The 18,451-nt window shown below is 70.2% G+C and carries 17 protein-coding genes; 6 read left to right on the top strand and 11 right to left on the bottom strand.

Annotation, left to right across the window (positions count from 1 at the left end; genetic code table 11):
• Nucleotides 1-70 precede the first annotated feature (70 nt).
• A complete protein-coding gene (locus QH470_RS18330; RefSeq protein ID WP_280273630.1) occupies nucleotides 71-2,134 on the top strand; it encodes an acyltransferase family protein in 2,064 nt (687 codons plus the stop codon).
• A gap of 10 nt (nucleotides 2,135-2,144) precedes the next feature.
• Here QH470_RS18330 and QH470_RS18335 read toward each other — a convergent pair whose 3' ends face one another.
• Nucleotides 2,145-3,116: an endonuclease/exonuclease/phosphatase family protein gene (locus tag QH470_RS18335; RefSeq protein ID WP_280273602.1), complete on the bottom strand. Its 972-nt coding sequence runs from the start codon at nucleotides 3,114-3,116 to the stop codon at nucleotides 2,145-2,147.
• Between the two features lie 75 nt (nucleotides 3,117-3,191).
• On the opposite strand from QH470_RS18335, the gene QH470_RS18340 reads away from it, so the two are divergent.
• Entirely contained in the window at nucleotides 3,192-4,079 is an 888-nt protein-coding gene (locus QH470_RS18340) for a hypothetical protein (RefSeq protein WP_280273603.1), read from the top strand.
• Between the two features lie 36 nt (nucleotides 4,080-4,115).
• Here the strand turns inward: QH470_RS18340 and bfr are convergent, their stop codons facing one another.
• The 3 genes from bfr to QH470_RS18355 form a co-directional block, all read right to left on the bottom strand.
• Nucleotides 4,116-4,598 carry a bacterioferritin gene (bfr, locus tag QH470_RS18345; protein WP_280273604.1) on the bottom strand — a complete coding sequence of 161 codons (483 nt, stop codon included), beginning with the start codon at nucleotides 4,596-4,598 and terminating at the stop codon, nucleotides 4,116-4,118.
• 61 nt (nucleotides 4,599-4,659) lie between these two features.
• Nucleotides 4,660-4,863 carry a (2Fe-2S)-binding protein gene (locus tag QH470_RS18350; RefSeq protein WP_280273605.1) on the bottom strand — a complete coding sequence of 68 codons (204 nt, stop codon included), beginning with the start codon at nucleotides 4,861-4,863 and terminating at the stop codon, nucleotides 4,660-4,662.
• Between the two features lie 160 nt (nucleotides 4,864-5,023).
• Entirely contained in the window at nucleotides 5,024-5,341 is a 318-nt protein-coding gene (locus QH470_RS18355; protein ID WP_280273606.1) for a hypothetical protein, read from the bottom strand.
• Between the two features lie 350 nt (nucleotides 5,342-5,691).
• Here QH470_RS18355 and QH470_RS18360 point away from each other — a divergent pair, with 350 nt between their 5' ends.
• From QH470_RS18360 to QH470_RS18370, 3 genes are read left to right on the top strand one after another with little or no spacing between them, the layout of a single operon-like run.
• A complete protein-coding gene (locus tag QH470_RS18360) occupies nucleotides 5,692-5,913 on the top strand; it encodes a hypothetical protein (RefSeq protein ID WP_280273607.1) in 222 nt (73 codons plus the stop codon).
• Nucleotides 5,894-6,412, top strand: coding sequence for a DUF6879 family protein (locus QH470_RS18365; protein WP_280273608.1), 519 nt, complete (start codon nucleotides 5,894-5,896; stop codon nucleotides 6,410-6,412). The genes QH470_RS18360 and QH470_RS18365 overlap by 20 nt, the downstream gene beginning before the upstream one ends.
• Complete coding sequence (locus tag QH470_RS18370) at nucleotides 6,393-7,247, top strand: DUF5753 domain-containing protein (protein WP_280273609.1); 855 nt, start codon at nucleotides 6,393-6,395, stop codon at nucleotides 7,245-7,247. The genes QH470_RS18365 and QH470_RS18370 overlap by 20 nt, the downstream gene beginning before the upstream one ends.
• Here QH470_RS18370 and QH470_RS18375 read toward each other — a convergent pair.
• The 7 genes from QH470_RS18375 to QH470_RS18405 all read right to left on the bottom strand — a co-directional run bounded on the left by QH470_RS18375 (nucleotide 7,237) and on the right by QH470_RS18405 (nucleotide 17,107).
• On the bottom strand, nucleotides 7,237-8,982 hold the full coding sequence (locus QH470_RS18375) for a GMC family oxidoreductase (RefSeq protein WP_280273610.1): 1,746 nt from the start codon (nucleotides 8,980-8,982) through the stop codon (nucleotides 7,237-7,239). The genes QH470_RS18370 and QH470_RS18375 overlap by 11 nt on opposite strands.
• Before the next feature lie 94 nt (nucleotides 8,983-9,076).
• Nucleotides 9,077-10,324, bottom strand: a complete 1,248-nt coding sequence (locus QH470_RS18380; protein ID WP_280273611.1) for a PucR family transcriptional regulator — start codon at nucleotides 10,322-10,324, stop codon at nucleotides 9,077-9,079.
• A gap of 253 nt (nucleotides 10,325-10,577) precedes the next feature.
• A complete protein-coding gene (locus QH470_RS18385; RefSeq protein ID WP_280273612.1) occupies nucleotides 10,578-11,837 on the bottom strand; it encodes a PucR family transcriptional regulator in 1,260 nt (419 codons plus the stop codon).
• 127 nt (nucleotides 11,838-11,964) lie between these two features.
• Nucleotides 11,965-12,966 (bottom strand): alpha/beta hydrolase, encoded by a 1,002-nt coding sequence (locus QH470_RS18390; protein ID WP_400183058.1) that lies wholly within the window; start codon nucleotides 12,964-12,966, stop codon nucleotides 11,965-11,967.
• 69 nt (nucleotides 12,967-13,035) lie between these two features.
• A complete protein-coding gene (locus QH470_RS18395; protein WP_280273613.1) occupies nucleotides 13,036-13,974 on the bottom strand; it encodes a glucosyl-3-phosphoglycerate synthase in 939 nt (312 codons plus the stop codon).
• Between the two features lie 18 nt (nucleotides 13,975-13,992).
• A complete protein-coding gene (locus QH470_RS18400; RefSeq protein WP_280273614.1) occupies nucleotides 13,993-15,576 on the bottom strand; it encodes a glycosyltransferase family 39 protein in 1,584 nt (527 codons plus the stop codon).
• Between the two features lie 112 nt (nucleotides 15,577-15,688).
• A complete protein-coding gene (locus tag QH470_RS18405; protein ID WP_280273615.1) occupies nucleotides 15,689-17,107 on the bottom strand; it encodes a condensation domain-containing protein in 1,419 nt (472 codons plus the stop codon).
• A gap of 250 nt (nucleotides 17,108-17,357) precedes the next feature.
• Here QH470_RS18405 and QH470_RS18410 point away from each other — a divergent pair, with 250 nt between their 5' ends.
• Nucleotides 17,358-18,428: an alpha/beta hydrolase gene (locus QH470_RS18410; RefSeq protein ID WP_280273616.1), complete on the top strand. Its 1,071-nt coding sequence runs from the start codon at nucleotides 17,358-17,360 to the stop codon at nucleotides 18,426-18,428.
• Nucleotides 18,429-18,451 lie beyond the last annotated feature (23 nt).

Consider the following 18,451-nt stretch of genomic DNA (forward strand, 5'->3'; position numbering starts at 1 on the left):
GTGACACGCTGAGCGACACACGGCGGGCGCCCGGCGCGCGGCGTCTGCGGTGACGGCGCGGCCGGACCGGATGGCGATCGGCGCACGCGGCCAGCAAACCCGGGCGGCGGGACGCTCGGGAGTCGCGACGTACCGGCACGACCTGGACGGGCTCCGTGGTGTCGCCATCGCTCTGGTGGTCATATTTCACATCTGGTTCGGCCGGGTGTCCGGTGGCGTCGATGTCTTCCTGGTGCTGTCGGGATACTTCTTCACCGGACTGTTGCTGCGCCGCGCGACGGCCGGATCGGTGGGCGTCGCCGCGACACTGCGCCGCACCGCGCGGCGGCTGCTGCCCGCCTTGGTGACGGTGCTGGCGGCGGTGGTCGCGGCGGCATTGCTGCTGCGGCCCTACACGCAGTGGAACGAGCTGTCGAGTCAGACGCTGGCCTCGCTGTTCTACTACCAGAACTGGCAGCTCGCGCTGTCGTGGTCGAACTACGCGGCCGCCGATCCGTCGGTCAGCCCGCTACAGCATCTGTGGTCGATGTCGGTACAGGGCCAGTTCTATCTGGCCGCGATCGTGCTGGTCGCCGTGGCGGCGAAGGTCGCGAAACCGGGCACGCTGCCGCGGGTCACGGTCACGGCCGTCACCGTAATGGCAGCGCTGTCGTTCGCGTATGCCGCCCACGGCACCGGCGCGCACCAGGGCTGGAGCTATTACGACAGTGTCGCGCGGGCATGGGAACTGCTCGCCGGGGCCGCGCTCGCCGTCGTCGCGCCGAGGTTGGCCCCGCCGCGCTGGGCCCGGACCGTACTCGCGGTGTTCGGCATCGGCGCGGTCGTCGCCTGCGGCTGGTTGCTCGACGGCGCGGGCCTGTTCCCGGGACCGGCCGCGCTGCTGCCCGTGAGTGCCGCCGCGGCGCTGATCGTCGCCGGAAACACCGCGGAACCGGCGGACCGCCCCCTGCCCAACCGGGTCCTGACCTGGCAGCCGATGATCCGGCTCGGCGACATCGCGTACGCGCTGTACCTGTGGCACTGGCCGATTCTCATCTTCTATCTCGCCGAACGCGGGCGGCCCACGGCCGGAATCGGGGACGGGCTGGTAGTGATCGCGCTGTCGCTGGCGGCGGCGTGGGCGACATTCCGGTTCGTCGAGCAGCCGCTACGGCTGCGCGCCGGCGCTCCCCTGACCCCGGCGATCTATCGCCGCCGGGCCGGGGCGGCGGTTTCCGCGGCGGGGGTGACGGTCGCGCTGCTCGCCACGGTCTGGATCGTGGTCGTCGGCGCCAATCCGCCGCGTCCGGTCGGTGCGCTCGATCCGGCCCGGTATCCCGGCGCCGAACAGCTGGCCGCGGGCGCCGGGGCCCTCGACGCCCCGATGCGGCCGTCGATCGCCGAGGCGCCCGGGGATCGGGCCTATCCGGCGCGCGACGGATGCATCGCCGACTTCGATACTCGCGACGTCGTGACCTGTACCTACGGTGATCCGGACGCCCACCGGACGCTGGCCGTCGTGGGTAGCTCGCATGCCGAGCACTGGATACCGGCGCTACACGAGCTGGGACAGCAGCACGCGTTCCGCATCGTCGTGTACCTGAAAATGGGCTGCCCGCTGACTGTTTCCGCAGACACCATGTACAAGGGCGAGCGCATCCCGGACTGCCGGGACTGGTCGCGGGAGGTGATCGACCGGCTCGGCGCCGAACGTCCCGACTGGGTGTTCACCACCGGCACCCGGCCCCGCGACACCACCGGCGACGAGACCCCCGCCGACTACCTGGACGTGTGGACCCAGCTCGCGGAGCGCGGCCTCAACGTCGTCGCCGTGCGCGACACACCGTGGTTGCGCCGCAACGGAATTCGCTACCGCGCCATCGACTGCCTGGCGCAGGGCGGCGACCGCATCGGCTGCGGGATGCCCCGCACCGACGCCCTCGACCCGGTCAACCCCGCCGCCGTCCCGGCCGCCGCGTACCCGAACGTCTTCCCCATCGACCTCAGCAATGCCGTCTGCGAACCCGAGAGCTGCCCGGTCGTGGTCGGCAACGTCCTGCTTTATCACGACGAGCACCACCTCACCGCCACCTATTCGCGGTCCCTGGCGCCCGAACTCGAACGCCAGTTACAGCCCATCCTCCGATGGTGGTGAACGACGGCCCTCACCATCGGATGCGCGCCACCAGGGCCCGATGGTCCGCGCCGGGCAACGACACCGTGTCCGCCGCGACCGCCCGTCCACCGGCGACGAGGATGTGGTCGATCCCGATCAGCGGCGGCCAGCGCTTGTCGGTGGGGTAGGTGACGAGCAGTCCCGCGCCCGCCTCTTCGGCGGCGTCGGCGAAGCGGCCGGTGAGGAACGCCCGGAACTGCGAGTGGTCGTAGGTCGCGTTGAAGTCGGCGCCGACGAGCGCGGGACGGTCCGGCGCGCGGTCGAGAATGTCTCGCAGCCGTGCCAATTCGTCGCCCCAGACCTGCGTGCCGAATACCGGCGGCACCGGATGAAACGCGTACACCGTGACCGGACCCACGTCCGGGATCGTCGCCGTCGCCGAGAGCTGATTCAGGACGAACCCGTCGTATTCGACGGTGTCCGACAGCGGGTAGGCGCTCCAGATCCCGGTACCGGCGGCGTTGCGGCCCGGCGCGACGAATCGGTGCGGCAGCAGCCGGTCGAGTCCCGCCCCGCCCAGCGCCTCGACCGCCGCCGGGGTGAGTTCCTCGACCGTCAGCACGGTGACGTCACGTGACCGCACCTCGTCGACCAGTGCCCGGGGGTCGGCGCCGTCGAACAGCAGATTGGCCTGCATGACCGTGACACCCGGACCGTCATCCGCGCTCGAGCGCCCGACGAACAGCGGAGCGAGCGTCCACAGCGCCGCAACGACGACAACGACCGCCACGGCCGCGCCGACCCGATTCCGCACCGCCGCGAACCCCACCACCCCGACCAGGGCGGCAAACATCAGATACGGCGCGCCCGACGCCGCGAGCACGACCAGGCGCGACCACGACGGGCTGAAGTGCAGCGCCACCCCCACCGCGCCGACCAGCGTCGCCACCCCCGCGCACACCTCGACACCGATCCGGACCGCCTTCGACCACACGACGATCAGACAAGCACGCCGTCGCACCGGTCGATCGGCAGTATCCCCAGCTGCGGGAAGAGGGAAAATAGGGGGCATGCCTGTGGAGTGTGGGGTACGGCAATGGATTTCGCAGACGTCGTCCTGACAGTCGGCCTGCCGGTGGCGGGCGCGATCCTGGTCCCGGGACCGCTGGGCGGGATGATCGGCGGCGCGGTCGGCGGCGCGATCGGCGGGTATCTGAACGCGAAGGTACACGGCGAGAATTCGCAGGACACCTTCACCAGCACCGCCTTCAGCGCCCTGATGGGCGGGCTCGGTGGCCGGCTGGGCGGCAAGGTGGGCGCGAAGCTGCTGGAGAAGGTGGCGCGGGATGCGCGCGCGGGCTGGATACCGGTCAACACGTTCGCCAAGCTGAAGAACACCGTGGGGCCCGGTATCCCGCAGGCCGTGCTGGCCGGCGCCGGCAGCGGATGGGCGCGCTCGATCCTGAACCACGGTCCGCCGCGTACGAATGCCGAGGAACTGCCCGCACTGCACAAGCCGAGTGCGGTGGCGCCGCAGGTGGACAACCTGTACAACCAGCTGCCGGACCTCTTCGGCCGCGCGTCGTCGGTGCTCGGCGGGGCCGGTCCGGCGTCGAAATACGTAGCGGCGCCGGTCGCTTCGACTTCGACACTGCGAGCGCCGCAGGAGCGCAGCGGAATTCCCAACTACGACACGGGCCGCCGGTCCCTGGACGACACGGTCGCCACCACCGCCGCGAACGACCGCCGAGTCGCCGACGCCGTCCGCGTCGCCGCCACGTCCTCGGCCGAAGGCCATACCGCCCTGGCGAATACGGTCGCCACGCTCAATCGCGGCGCCGACGTCCCGGTCGGCGGCGTGCACCGCGACACCTATTTCCTGAACCAGATCGATCGCGCGGCCAGCGGCACCCAGCAGATCCTCCAACGCACCCAGGACGCGGGCACCCAGCTCGCCCGCTCACTGCCCGCCGCGACCGTGTGACCGAGTGGGCGAGGTCGGGGACCTCGCCCGCGGCGGTCAGTCTCCCTCGGGAGTGTCGGTGTAGCGCTGCAGGTACAGCTGTTCGCCGAGCTTTTCGAGCAGGTCGAGTTCGGTTTCCAGATAGTCGACGTGGTGCTCCTCGTCTTCCAGGATGGCCTCGAAGACGCGGGCGGAGGTGACGTCGCCGCGGGAGCGCATCAGGTCGATGCCGCGGCGCAGGCGCTCGACCGCCTCCATTTCGATCTGCAGGTCCGCGCGCAGCTGTTCGGGGACGGTCTGCCCGATGCGCAGCGGGTTGAGTTTCTGGTAGTTCGGCAGCCCCTCCAGGAAGAGGATGCGGTCGGTCAGCACCTCCGCGTGCTTCATCTCATCGATGGATTCGTAGCGGGTGTGCTTGGCGAGTTTGGTGAAACCCCAGTTCTCCTGCATCTTGGCGTGCAGGAAGTACTGGTTGATCGCCGTGAGTTCGGCCGTCAACTGCTCGTTGAGCAGCCCGATGATTTCCTTGTCGCCTTCCATAGCGTGTGATCGTGTCACAGCTCACAATCGGCGACCCGGTTAGGCAGACCTGAGTGTCGGGTCAGGCGGCCGGCGCCTCCGCCACCGCGGTCACCGGGGCCTCGACGCGGGCTCGGTCGATCACCTCGGCCAGCCGCGCGGTGCACGAACCGCAGCCTGGCTGCCAGCCACACGCCTTCTTCACCTGCCGCGTCGAGCAGGCGCCCGCGGCGACACAGCGGTGCACGTCTTTCTCGGAGACGGCGTTGCAGATGCAGACGTACACGGCGGGCCTCGATAGCGCGGGGGCGGGGTCGGCGAGGTTAGCCTCAACTAACGAGGTAAGCCTCCCCTAAGGTATAGCATCCCGCCATCGGGGGCTGTCAATAGCCACACCGCCTCGCACCCGACACCGATCGATCTCGGCCGTGCGCCGGGGAGCGTGTCTACACCACCCGGCTGGAGTCGGGTTTGATCTTCCCGGCCTCGACCAGCGCCTGCCAGGCCGCCGCCTTGCGGCGGCACTCGTCGGTGCTGCAGCCGCGATGCCGCTGCATGATCTTCTGCGCCTCGTGGACACTCAGCGGGTGGTCGGGAGTCTCGTGCGGCCAGCCGTTGGGCCACAGGCCCGCATCGGCCGCCCGGGCGTCCTCCGCCAGGATCTGCTCGCGTCGCCGCCGGGCCCGCACGCGGTCGGCGTGCTCCGACTCGTCTTCCGGCTGTTGCTTTTCGGCGTCTTCGCGCCACCAGTCGAACACCACCATCGTCCACCCTCGATCGGTCCGGCCATCGGAGAGCCCACCGCCAGGAAGCAATTCGGCATCGGTCGTGGTGTCGATATCGGCCGGCCGATGCCGTTCGCGGCGTCTTCCTGGCGATGGGCTGCCACCAACGTTATGGGTGACATGTCTTCGGAGGGAAGCTTGTTGCGAAATGTTGCGACAAATGCCTCGCAGGCTTGCGAAACCGCGGCGTCGAGGCCCGAGAATGTAGCCGCGACAGGACAACTGGCGTGCCGCGCGCCCGGATGCCGGACAGGTTGACGGGTCCCATCCCGGACGAGAAGATGAGTGGACATTCGCAACATCTCGCAACAAGTAGGTAGGGGCTCGCCATGCGTCTGACGTTTGTTGCCAAGGATCCGGGCTCGAACCCTTCGGGCTCGCCGACGCTCTACCGCACCGACCGCGAGTCCTGGGTGGTGCAGGGCTGGGTCGTCACCGACCCCGAAACCCTCGCCCGGATGGGCATTCCCGAGGGTGAGACGTGCGTCGAGATCCCGGACAGGCTAGTTCCGTTCTTCGGGCAGGGAGATAGTGACCTCGATCAGCGATGACGAATTCGACCGGCTACTAACCGAATTCGAGTCGGATGCCGCCCACCTCGAGACCCGCGACGCCTACGGCACCGCGGTGGAACTGCCACACATGGCCAAGTGGGCGCACGGCGAGCCCGACGACCTCGGTTGGCTGGCGGACTGGTGCGGCACGCTCCGCGGCCACGCGGCCGCCGGGCGGACGGTGCGGCGCGCACGCATCGTCTCCGAACCGCTCAGCGACTATCAGCGGTGGTCCCACAGCATCGCCCAGCCGATGGTGGACGCGGGCGAGGACATTCGCTGGGTCCCCCGTCGGCTGGTGTCCGCCGTCGCGATTCCCGGCAACGACTTCTACCTGCTCGACGAGCGCTTGGTGATCTTCCTGCACTACACCGGTGACGGCCACGCGGCCGGCAAGACCACCTCGACCGCGCCGGACGATATCCGCTTGTGCCGCACCGCTTTCGAGACGGTGTGGCGGCTGGCTGTACCGCACCGTGACTACCGGCCCCGCTAGCGGCGCGCAGGAGGCCCGCCGCGCGCTGGGCAGACGACTGCGCGAACTCCGGCACGCCGCCGGACTGACCGTCCGCGAACTCGGCGCCGCCAACGACTGGCATTTCGCGCGGGTGTCGAAGATCGAGAACGGCGTGCAGTCACCCACCGACCGCGACATCCGGCTGTGGTGCCGCGCGTGCGCCGCCGAGGAGCAGATCCCGGACCTGGTCGCCACCCTGCGTACCGTCGACGAGGCGTACGTGGAGTTCCGGCGGCAGAGCCGCGCGGGCATGAAGCGCGTGCTCGGCGCGCACACGCTCGAAAGATACGAGCGCACCAAGGTGTTTCGCGTCTACGAGCACAACGTCGTGCCCGGCCTGTTCCAGACGGCCGAGTACTCCGCGGCGATGCTGTCGTTCTGGGTGCGGTTCCTCGGCACCCCGAACGACGTCGAGGACGCGGTGGCGGTCCGGATGCAACGACAGCGGATCCTGCAGCGCGGCGGCAAGCGATTCGTCGTACTGCTCGAGGAGCAGGCGCTGCGGACATGGTTCGGCACCGCGGAGGTGCAGGCCGGCCAGCTGGGCCGGTTACTGGAGCTGATGGCCCTGCCCAACATCTCCCTCGGCATCATCCCGCTCATGACCGAGCGCGCGGCAGTCGCCTCCACCGGATTCTGGATCTTCGACGACGATCTGGTCGCGGTGGAGACGCCGACGGCGAACATCCAGGTCACCCAGCCCGCCGAATGCGGCCTGTACGCGCGGATGTTCGAGGAGCTGAAGCGCTCGGCGGTGCACGGCCGCCAGGCGCGGCGCCTGATCCTCGACGCGCTCGCCGAACTCAGCCGGTAGCCCGCGGTCCGGCCGAGTCCGGCGCGGAATCGCGGACCACGTACAGCGGCAGGCGCAGGGCCGCGGGTGCGCCGGGGGGCACCACCGGCTGCCGCGGCAGCACCGCGGGGATGCGGCGGTAGGGCCCGCCCATCGGCGGCCGCGTGTCCTCCGCACCGTTGTTCGGCCACAGCGACGCGGCGCGTTCGGCCTGTGCCGCGATGGTCAGCGAGGGGTTCACCCCGAGGTTCGCCGAGATCGCCGAGCCGTCGACGACGCTCAGCGTGGGATAACCCCAGACCCGGTGGTACGGGTCGAGGACGCCGTGTTCGGCATCGGCGCCGATCACACAGCCGCCGATGAAATGCGCCGTCATCGGGACGCCGAAGACATCCGGCCAGGTGCTGCCGGGCGTGGCGCCGAGCTTCTCGGAGACCCGCCGGGTCACCTCGTGGCCGGGCGGGATCCACGTCGGATTGGGCTCGCCGTAGCCCTGCTTGCTGGTGAAGCGGCGGCCGAACAGCCCGCGCTTGGTGTAGGTGGTGATCGAATTGTCCAGGCTCTGCATCACCAGCAGGATCAGGGTGCGCTCGCTCCAGCGGCGAGTCCGCAGCAACCGCACCGTCAGCACCGGATGCGCCAGGGCGGTGCCGAAAACCCTTGCCCAGCGCGGTGTCCGGCGCCCGCCGTCGACGAGGTAGGTCTGCAACAATCCCATCGCGTTGGAACCCTTGCCGTAGCGGACCGGCTCGATGTGGGTGTCGGCGGTGGGATGGAACGACGAGGTGATGGCGACCCCGGCGGTGAGGTCCAGCTCGGGATTCACCTCGGTGCGGCCCGCTCCGAGAATGGCCTCCGAGTTGGTGCGGGTGAGTACCCCGAGCCGGGACGAAAGATGCGGCAGCACACCGGAATCGCGCATCCGGAACAGCAACTGCTGGGTCCCCCAGGTGCCCGCCGCGAGCACCACCTGGCGGGCCGAGAACGTCCGCGGCCGACGACGGACCCACGCGCCGGTACGACGGGTGTCTACCCGCCAGCTGCCGTCCGGCTGCGGCCGCAGCGCGGTCACGGTGGTCATCGGGTGTATCTCGGCGCCGGCGCGTTCGGCGAGCCCGAGATAGTTCTTCACGAGGGTGTTCTTCGCGCCGTGCCGGCAGCCGGTCATGCACTCGCCGCACTCGACGCAGCCGGTGCGCTCGGGGCCGACGCCGCCGAAATACGGGTCCGGCACGGTCTTTCCGGCCTCACCGAAGTAGACGCCGACCGGAGTGGGGACGAACGTGTCGCCGACGCCCATGTCGCGCGCCACCGATTCGATGATCTCGTCGGCGGGCGTGGTGTGTGGGTTGGGGACCACGCCGAGCATCGCGCGGGCCTGGTCGTAATGCGGGCTCAATTCCGCGTCCCAGTCGGTGATTTCGGCCCACTGCTGATCGCCGAAGAAGGCCGGGCCGGGCTTGTACAGGGTGTTGGCGTAGTTGAGCGACCCGCCGCCGACGCCCGCGCCCGCGAGGATGAAACAGTCCCGCAGCCGGTGAATGCGTTGAATCCCATAGCAACCCAGCCGCGGCGCCCACAGATAGCGGCGCAGATCCCAATTCGTGGCGGCGAAGTCGGCATCGGAGAATCGGCGGCCGGCCTCGACCACCGCGACCCGGTAACCCTTCTCCACCAGCCGCAGCGCCGTCACGCTGCCACCGAATCCGGAACCGACGATCAGCACGTCGACATCGCACCGCCGCTCTGCGGTCATGGCCACCTCCTGGCACCGACGCTAACAGCCCGCATCCGCGCAGAGACCGCCTTTGTGGTGACTACCAGTGTCCCCGCGAGCGGCCCCCGACAGTTCACAGCACGCTGCCGACCTGCCCCGGCTCGAACATGCGCGCGACGAAACTCGCCCGCAGATACCACAGGTCGGTCGGGGCGTCCGGATTCAGGCCCGTGAGCGTCGCGATCCGGTCGAGGCGACGGCGCACGGCGCTCACCGAGATGCCCAGCCGCCGGGCCGCGGACTCGCGTTTGCACTGGGACGCGAAGAAGGCGTCGACGGTGTCGACCAGTTCGGGTTCGTCCTGCAGCGGGTCGAGCAGCGACCGCAGGTGGCGGTTGGCCGGACCCGGTTGCACCAGTTGGTATTCGCACGCCAGATCCCGGAAGCGGTACAGGCCCGGCCCGCGATCCAACCGCAGTGCCAGGTCCAGGAGTTGGTGCGCGCGATCGGCGGCCCGCGGGATCCGATCGTTCGGCGACGACACGAACGCCGCCGTCACCGGCGCCTCCGCGGCGCGCGCCAGCCGGTCGATCAATGCGGCGAGCCGCTCGTCGGCCGCCTCGGCGTCGGCGGACGCCGGGACCAGCGCCGTGCCCCCGTCGACGCTCAGCAGCGCCAGCACGCGCGGTCCGGGTTCCCGGGCCAGCTCGGCCTGCACCCGGCGCAGTTTGCGGCGCGCCACCACGCCGCCGTCCAGACGCGGATCGTGCTCGTCGGGGTGCGCACCCAGCGCCACGGCCACCACCAGGTAGGTCTCGGCCAGCTCGACCTCGTTGCGGCGCACCATGATCGAATCGACGCGGCCGGTCAGCAGCGCCGACACCAGCGTCTGGGAGGCGACCCGCCGCTCGCCGGTCATCGCCCGTACCTCGTGGGCATAGCCGCGCGCGACCGCGGTCGACAAGGTCCGCAGCGCCTCGATCAGCACCACGCCCGCGCCGTACAGGCGGGCCGCCCCGTCGGGCCGGGCACGGGCGCCGACCACCGATTCGGTCACGGCCTCGGCGGCGGCGTGCACCGCGTGCTGGATCGTCTCGACCGGTAGATCCCGATCCGCCCAGCGAGCCGCGATCGTCTCCAGCCGGGTCGCCGTGCGATCGGGCACCCGCTCGTCCGCGGCGGCCGCCGTCACGATGGCTTCCATACAGCAGCGGACCACCGTGAGCAGATCACCGCGCACACCCGGGTCCGAGCGCGCCCCGTCCGCGACCGCGGACAGGTCCAGGCCGTCCACGACCTTGCGGGACAGCGCCGGATAATTCGGGACGCCGTGCCCCTCGGCGGAAATTCCCGGATTCGCGATACCGTCGGTTACAGTCACAACCGGACCCCCGATTGGGAGAATTCACTATTACCCGCCGAATTTCGCTGTAGCACTTCCCCAACCGGCCATCGATGGATGGTCATGACATTCCCCGTTCGACGCTGCGAGGGCACACAATTGCACGGCGTAATTCGCCAGGGAGAAACTCTAGCCCGAACCGCGCGGCGGGAACAGGTCGAAGTGCACATCGCTGCGCCGGAACGTTGTGCATTGTTGCCGGTGCGCCGCGGCGGGACGGCCGCGCGGCGGGTCAGTGCCCGTCCGCGGGCCCCAGGACACGGACGATCTCCAGTGCCATCGCGATGTGCAGCGGACGCTGTTCGAGCGGGTACGGCAGCAGGGCGCGGACGCGGTCGAGCCGGTGCACGATCGTGTTGCGGTGGGTGAACAGCGCCCGCGCGGTCCGGGTGGTGTTCGAGCCCTCGTGCAGATAGACGCGCACCGTCTCGCGCAGTTCGGGATCGGCGGACATCAGATTGCCCAGCGTGCGGGCGACGAACTCGCGGGCGCGCTCCTCGTCGCCGCCGGTCGCCAGCGCGACCACCTCGACCTCGTCGTAGGTCGCCAGCCGCGCGCCCGAGGGCAGGCGGCGCATGAGTCGTTGGGCCGCAACGGCATCCAGGTGGGCGCGCCGGAATCCCGCCATCCCCGTGCCGACCGAGCCGACCGCCATGCGCACCCCGGGAGCGGTCATCGCGGGCCGCACCTCGGCCAGCGGCGGCACCTCCGCCGTCGGCAGCCACACCCACAGCGTGGACGGGCTGGGCACCAGGGTGAGCGGCCGCACCGATCCCGCGGCCTGCGCGAGCGCGTTCACCACCTGTTCGAGCGGCTCGGGGGCGGCCGGATAGGTGTCGCTCCACACGATGGCCGCCAGATGCGGCCGGTCCAGTTCGTACCGCAGCCGTGCCCCGGCCCGGCCCGCGCTGATCGGCGCCCCGCCGAGCACCAGGTTCAGCGTCTCCATCCGCTCGGTGTGGTCGACGTCGGCCAGTTCCCGGCGCTCGCGCTGGATCAGCTCGAACACACCGGCCAGGGTGTCGTCGATGAAAGCGAATATCGAACCCATGACAACGTCGAGCAATTCCCGCACCTCGTACGGATCCGGGCTCACGAAGAACGCCAGCTGCGTCCATTTCCGGATGGCCGCGTTCTGCCCGGCATGGAAATTCGTGACCAGCATTTCGTCGAAACCGTGCCGCACCACCGAGCGGGCGATCTCGATGTTCTCCGCGGCGAGATTCGGCGCTACGGGCATTCCCGGGGAGGCGAGATTCGCCAGGCACCAGTGCGTGAGATTCGCGCGCACGCAGGCGCGGACCGCCTCGGCGAGCGCCGGTTCGGCGGCGATGGCCGGACTGGCGGCGGCCAGCGAGGCGTCGTCCATCGCCTCGTACATCAGCTCGGGATGGTCCAGCACCATCTCCACCGCCGCCCGCAGCAGCTCGGCGGTCCGTTCCGACGGCGGTTCCCAGTACCGTGAGCTGACACCGAAGGCGTCGCCGACCATCGCGCTCCTCCGATCCGACGCGTCCCTACTGTCGGTCGGCCAGGCTACGACACCGCGGCGATGCCCGAAATGTGCTGCGGCGTCGATGATGACGGTCCACAATCCGGTGCCGGGACCGCGATGACACCTAACGCACCCGGCGGGCCAGTGCGGCCTCGAACATCGGCCAGGAGTTGTGCAGGTCCTGCTGCCAGTAACCCCACGAATGCGTGCCGGTCGGACGGAAGTCGAAGGTGGCCGGAATGTCCAACTCCCGCAACCGGTCCCGCAACTGGTAGGTGCACACGTTCGCGATCGCCTCGAGCGGCGCGCCGAACATCAGCTGCCAGGTGAGCTGCAGCAGGTCGCCGCGGGTGCCCTCGGGGGTGTCCAGAGCGCCGGGGACGCCGGTGCCCGTGGCCACGTAGATCGCTGTCCCGCGCAACCGGTCGGCGTGCACGTAGGGGTCGTGGGCGGCCCACGCCGGATCCGACGGCGGGCCCCACAGGTTGGCGACATTGCCGCGCTGGCGCGCCACCACGGCGGCCACCATGGCCTGCCCGCCGGGGTTGCTGGTCTGGATGCAGCCGCTGTAGGACCCGATCGCCCGGTACAGGCCCGGCGCGCTCAGCGCGAGCTGGAACACCGAGGTGCCCGCCATCGACAGTCCGGCGATCGCGTTGGCGCCGTTGCCGTTCAGGGCCGCGTCCACGATCGGCGGCAGCTCCGCGGTGAGGAACGTCGCCCAGCGCTGGCGGCCGAGAATCGGGTCGTCGGATCGCCAGTCGGCGAAGTAGCTGCCCGCGCCGCCGATCGGGATGACGACGTTGACCTGTTTGTCACCGAAGAACTCGGCGACGTCGGTCTCGTCGTACCAGCTGCCGTCCACTCCGCCGTTGGCGCCGTTGAGCAGGTACAGCGTCGGCGCGGGCGTCTGCTCGTCCGGGGCGCGCAGCACGCGGGAGCGGACGACGACGTTCATCGCGGCCGAGTACACGTACAGGTCGAGGTAGCGGCCGGGGTGCGCCTGGATGCGGTCGAGGCGGGAGCCGTCGGCCGACATCGTCACCGGCGGTTGTGCTTGTGCCACAGTAGGATCGGCGAGCTGCGCGACGGCCAGCAGCAGCGCCGCGAGCAGCGTGCGCCGCATCGGTGCGACGCGCGCGTGGTGTCCGGTCACGGTGAGTCCTTCGTTGACGGTGATCGCGCGGCGGGACGGTCACGGGTTGAGCAGGGAGCAGTCGTAGGCGAGCAGGTCCGCCATGGCGGGGCGGTCCTCGAGCGACACCGTGGTGGTGTGCCGCCGCCACCCCGCGCCGTCGGGCCGGTACTGGGTCAGTCCCGTGCCGGAGTCGCCGATGCCGAGCCGGTCCAGCATGGTCGCCACGATCTGGCGGCTCATCACGGCGAGTTCGTGGGTGGGGCGGTTGCGGTGCACCCGGGTGCCGAGGTCCACCTGCCCGATGGCGGACGCGCCGTGGCGGCGCCAGGTGTCGAGCAGCAGGCCGATCTCGACGCCGTACCCGGGCGCGAACGGCACGGCGGTCAGCAGTTCGCGGGTCGCGGCGTATTCGCCGCCGAGCGGTTGCACGAGGTCGGCGAGGTCGGGGGCGAGCGCGGTCAGCAGCGGCCGGGCTACCAGCTGCGTGACCCGGCCCCCGCCGTCGGCGTCGCCGGACGGGTCGTGCCCCAGCGGCCTGCGGTAGCAGCCCTTCACCAACCGCAGCCCGTCGTCGAGCAGCAAGGGGGCCACCAGCGCGGGGACGAAACGCGGGTCGGGGTCGCGCAGGTCGGAGTCGATGAAGACGATGATGTCACCGGTCGCGACGGCCAGCGACCGCCACAGCACCTCGCCCTTGCCGGGGCGCGGCGGCAGCGAGGGCAGAGCCTGCTCGCGGGTGTAGACGGCGGTGGCGCCGGCCGCGCGGGCGCGGTCGATGGTGGCATCGGTGGAACCGGAGTCGACCACGATGAGCTCGTCGACCAGCGTACCCACCAGACCGCGAATCGTGGCGAGCACGCCGCCGACCGTCTCCTGCTCGTTCAGCGCCGGGACGACGACCGAAATCGTCCGGCTCCCTTTGTATTCGGTCAGTTCCGGGAGCGACCATTCACCCCGGAACCAGGTGATGCCCGTGGTGTCGGCCGTGAGCGACATCGAATCTCCTTGTGCGCGTCAGATGCCCGCGTCGAGCACGTTGGTGGTCAGAACCGGCCAGGTCTCGGCCCAGGACCGGGCGGGCCGGTCGCAGCGCCAGACGGTGAGCTTGCGGTCGATGCCGGGGAACCCGAGCCGGTCGTCCAGGCGAGCCACCGGGCGGACGCCGGAGAACGTCCGGCGCAGAGTGGTTTCGGCGGCCGCCGGGGCGACATACAGGACGGTCGTGGCGGTTTCGGGCGGCGTCCCGAAGTAGGCGAAGCCGCGGTCGGGGCTGTACACCGCGGGCAGGTCCGTGTGGTCGAGAGCGCTTGCCTGCCAATAGGTGTGCGTGACGATCACGGTGCGCGCTCGCTCGTCCGGCGGCAGTTCGCGATAGGCGTCGCGCACAGTGGCGGCCAAGCGGTCCCAGCCGCTGGTGCCGAACAGTCGCAGGCGGGCCGACAGCTGGCTCTGCGTATCGGTCGGCTGCCGCAGCTCTCCGGCCGGTCGCGGCAGGAGGATGAGCACCGTGCCGACGATCGCGGCCGAGAGTACGGCCGACACCATAGCCGCCGCGGGCACCCAGCGGATCTCGCGGTCGAAAAGCCATACCGCACCGGCCGCGAACAGCACCGGAAACAGACCCGCCAGATAGTAGGGCCGGGTGCCGGTGGCCACCAGGAACAGCAGCTGGCACAGTACGGCCACGGCGACGAACCGGTGGCTGTACAACGCACGAGAGATCGTCGCCGCCCGGCCCCACGCCCACAGTCCCGCCGCGGCGAGGATCCCGCCGAGCAACCCGACGAGCAGGACCAGTTGCAGCGGCAGTCCGGGGACGCCGCCGGTCGCGGCCTGCTGCTCGGCCCGGATCACCGCGCCCATCGCGACCTGCGGCCAGCCGTGCCGCGCCTGCCAGAGCACTCCCGGCAGCGTCGACCCGGCGACCAGGAGCGCGCCCAGCCACAGCGCGCGGCGGCGCAGCAACTCGCGCGGCCCGCACAGCGCGATCCCCAGACCGAGTCCGAGCAGCAGCGCCGGCAACAGCAGCTTGACCTGTATGTCGACCGCGGCCACCACCGCGGCGGCGAGCAGCAGCCGATCATCGCGAATCCGGTTCCAGCGCACCAGCAGCCACACCAGCGTCGCGGTGAGGGTGGTGTCCAGCGCGAAGGTCGACAGGGTCGCCGCCTGCGTCACCAGGAACGGACAGGTCGCGTAGCCGAGCGCGGCCGTCACCTGCGCCGCGCGGCCACCGCCGAACTCCCGCGCCGTCGCGGCGGCCACGACGATCGCGACGACCGTCGCCAGGATTGCCGGGAACCGCAGCACGACAAGCGAATCCGGCACGAGGGCGTCGGCGCACCGCGCCAGCAGCGGTATAAGGGGTCCCTGGTCGACGTACCCGAAGGCCAAGCGCCGTCCTGCCGCCAGGAAGTACAGCTCATCGCCGAAGTAGTCGTACCGGTCGGCGCGCGCGAACAGCACCGCCGCGGCCACGCCTGCGATCGCGAGGATCGGGCGAAACGCCAACGGCGGCAGGGCTTCCGAAGGGCCGATGCCGAGAGCGCCGGATCGATCGGCGGTCTCGGCGTGCGCGTTCCCGGACGTCGCCGTCAACGGCTCCTCCAGCTGACACCCGGCACCACCCGTGCCCGGACGCGGTGGCCCGAACGGGTTCCGGCCCGGACGCTCCCCGGCGGACGCGGCGGTCCGCCGCCATGCCGCCGTCTCATGAGCGCGGATCGGCGCGGATGCCGTAGTCCCCCTCGGCGGCGACCGCGGTGATGACCGAGGTCACCGTCTTCACGTACCGGTCGATCGACTCGTGGGCCTGCGGCGTGTCCGGGAACAGCACGCTGAGCTTGGTCTGATCGTGGAAGCGGTTCACCCACGTGTACACCTCGCCGGCGGAGGAATTGTTGCCGAAGAGACCGCCGTTGATCTGGTCGAACATCTCCGCGCCCGCGATCTTGCGGACATCGACGTAGGACAGCATGGGGGCCGCCCAGCCCGGCCGGGTGCGGATACCGAGGTCGGGCGTGACCAACTCCAGCACCCGGTGCAGTGACACGTCGAGCAGATCCTTCGCGCGCTCGGCGGACTCCTGCGCCGGGCCGACCAGCGTGGTGAAGGTGTCGTCGGGCCGGATGGCCAGGGTGACCGGAATCAGGTTGGTATACCAGCCGATCGAACCGGCCTCCCCCGGCGTACCGCGGGTATTGGCCGGACTGAACCCGAAATACCAGTCCTTGCCGGTCAATTCGAGCTGGGCGATCGCCAGCGCCACGAACAGCCCGCCGTGGAACCGGCCACCGTGATCCACACACGCCTGCTCGAATCGGAGCGCGTCGGTCTCGCTCATCAGCGGCACGGTCACCACCGCGCCGGTGCTGTATCCGCCGCCACCGCCGAGTTCCAGCGGAAACGACGGCACGTCACCGTCGTTGCGCTGCAACAACTCCACCCAGCGGCGCACCTGCGGCGAATCCGCGGTCAACCGGCCGTTGCGCTCTCGTTCCCGGGCACAGTGGGCGATATGCCCGTCGACCTCGGCGATCGGAACCTGGCCGCCGGACAGTTCGCGCCCGTACAGCGTGAGCAGATCCACGCACGACAGCGCCTGCGCCACCCCGTCGGTGTGCAGGTGGTCCACGGCCGCGTAGACGGTGAACGACTGGTCGCGTTCGATGATGCCGAAACTGAAGCAGTCCCAGTCCTCGGGCCCCGGCGTATCGGCCTGCACGTGCGCGCGAATGGCCGCGCTGTCGGTGAATTCGCCGTGATCGGTGGCCTCGAATTCGATATCGTCGGCGTCGGCCACATGGCGCACGAAACGCCCGTCGGAATCGAGGGCGAACCAGCTGGAGAATGTATCGTGCCGCCGCAGAAAGGCATTCACCGTCCGCGTCATCGCCGCCTGGACCGGCGCGCCGGGGATATCGAATGCGATCATGCACAACCGGGATACGCGGAACCCCGCACCGGAATTGCGGTGCGCGGCTTGCAGATACGCTTCCTGCTGATACGACGGCCCGGTCCGGTGCACCGGCGCCCGCCGCACTGAAGCCCGTGACCTGGGCGATGCCGTCCAGCTGGTGAGCCTGCCCGGCTCCGGATGCCAATCGTCGAAGAAACCGAAATTGACCACGGATACCTCGATTCTTGTGGCGCAAGAGAACTCGACGCACCGGCCGTGTAACCCGCCGGTAACGTGGTGACGAGTTAACGGCAGGTGGGCGGGTATCACCACCGTCCGTTCGGAATCTTGTGAGCTTCCCCAGGATCGGGCGAGCCGCCCGACCGGTCGTCCCAATTCGGCGCGTAACCGCTTGTAGGGGTCGAATATCCGGTTCTACGGTGGCATCGAACACGCTCGCACGGAAGTAATGGGAGGCGCGGTGAGAAGTCGTGGCAGACGGTCCACCGGACGGACTCGGGCGGGCCTCAGGCTGCTGCTCGCGCCGCTGATCGTCGCCGGTCTGGCGCCGCTGACGCCCGCCGCCGCGGACGAGCCGGACCCGCTCGACATCCCGGCGCTCACGGCCGCCGCACTCCCGGCGCCCGACGGCTCGCGCCTCGTCGCGGCCACCGAGAGCGCCGACGGCATGCTGGACCTGCGCGTGCACTCGGCGGCCATGACCACCGATCTGACGGTGAAAGTCCGTCCGGCGCCGGATGTTTCGCGCCCGGCGCCGGTGCTGTACCTACTCAACGGGGCCAGCGGCGGCGCGGACTCCAGCAGCTGGACCGAGCAGACCGACATCACCGAATTCTTCCGCGACAAGCAGGTCACGCTGGTGGTGCCGATGGGCGGCAACGGCAGCTACTTCGCCGATTGGCGCTCCGACGACCCGGTGCTCGGGCGGCAGCGGTGGACCACCTTCCTCACCGGCGAGCTGCCGCCGATCATCGACTCGGCCTTCCGCGGTTCCGGCGCCAACGCCGTCGCGGGCATCTCGATGGCCGGCACCTCGGTGTTCCAGCTCGCGCTCGCCGCACCGGGTCTGTATCGCGCGGTCGGCTCCTACAGCGGCTGCGTGCAGACCAGTGATCTGCAGGGGCAGGCGTTCGTCGACGCGGTCGTGCTGCGCTGGCGCGGCAATCCCGCCAACCTGTGGGGTCCGCCGAACGATCCCACCTGGGCGGCCAACGATCCGTTCCTGCACGCCGAACGCCTGCGCGGCACCGCGATCTACGTGTCCACCGGAACGGGCTTTCCCGGACCGCTCGACACCCTCGACGGCCCCGGAATCCACGGCAGCTCCGGCAAACTCATCGGCCAGCTGGTCAGCGGCGGCGTCCTGGAGGCCATCACCAACCGCTGCGCGCTGACCCTGCGCGACCGCCTCGGCGGGCTCGGGATCGCCGCCACCTTCAATCTGCGCCCGGTCGGCACCCACTCGTGGGGTTACTGGCAGAACGACCTGCACGACTCCTGGTCGGTCTTCGAGCCCGCCCTCGAGTCCTGACACCGGTCGAAAACCACTCGCCC

It is taken from the genome of Nocardia wallacei (assembly GCF_029868745.1).
Taxonomy (GTDB): Bacteria; Actinomycetota; Actinomycetes; order Mycobacteriales; family Mycobacteriaceae; genus Nocardia; species Nocardia wallacei_B.

Bases quoted from the DNA above. Each gene is read 5' to 3' on its own strand.
- QH470_RS18340 (WP_280273603.1), top strand. From the start codon at position 3,192: ATGGATTTCGCAGACGTCGTCCTGACAGTCGGCCTGCCGGTGGCGGGC.
- QH470_RS18360 (WP_280273607.1), top strand. From the start codon at position 5,692: ATGCGTCTGACGTTTGTTGCCAAGGATCCGGGCTCGAACCCTTCGGGC.
- QH470_RS18385 (WP_280273612.1), bottom strand. From the start codon at position 11,837: ATGGTCGGCGACGCCTTCGGTGTCAGCTCACGGTACTGGGAACCGCCG.
- QH470_RS18390 (WP_400183058.1), bottom strand. From the start codon at position 12,966: ATGCGGCGCACGCTGCTCGCGGCGCTGCTGCTGGCCGTCGCGCAGCTC.
- QH470_RS18395 (WP_280273613.1), bottom strand. From the start codon at position 13,974: ATGTCGCTCACGGCCGACACCACGGGCATCACCTGGTTCCGGGGTGAA.
- QH470_RS18330 (WP_280273630.1), top strand. From the start codon at position 71: ATGGCGATCGGCGCACGCGGCCAGCAAACCCGGGCGGCGGGACGCTCG.
- QH470_RS18355 (WP_280273606.1), bottom strand. From the start codon at position 5,341: ATGGTGGTGTTCGACTGGTGGCGCGAAGACGCCGAAAAGCAACAGCCG.
- QH470_RS18375 (WP_280273610.1), bottom strand. From the start codon at position 8,982: ATGACCGCAGAGCGGCGGTGCGATGTCGACGTGCTGATCGTCGGTTCC.
- bfr (WP_280273604.1), bottom strand. From the start codon at position 4,598: ATGGAAGGCGACAAGGAAATCATCGGGCTGCTCAACGAGCAGTTGACG.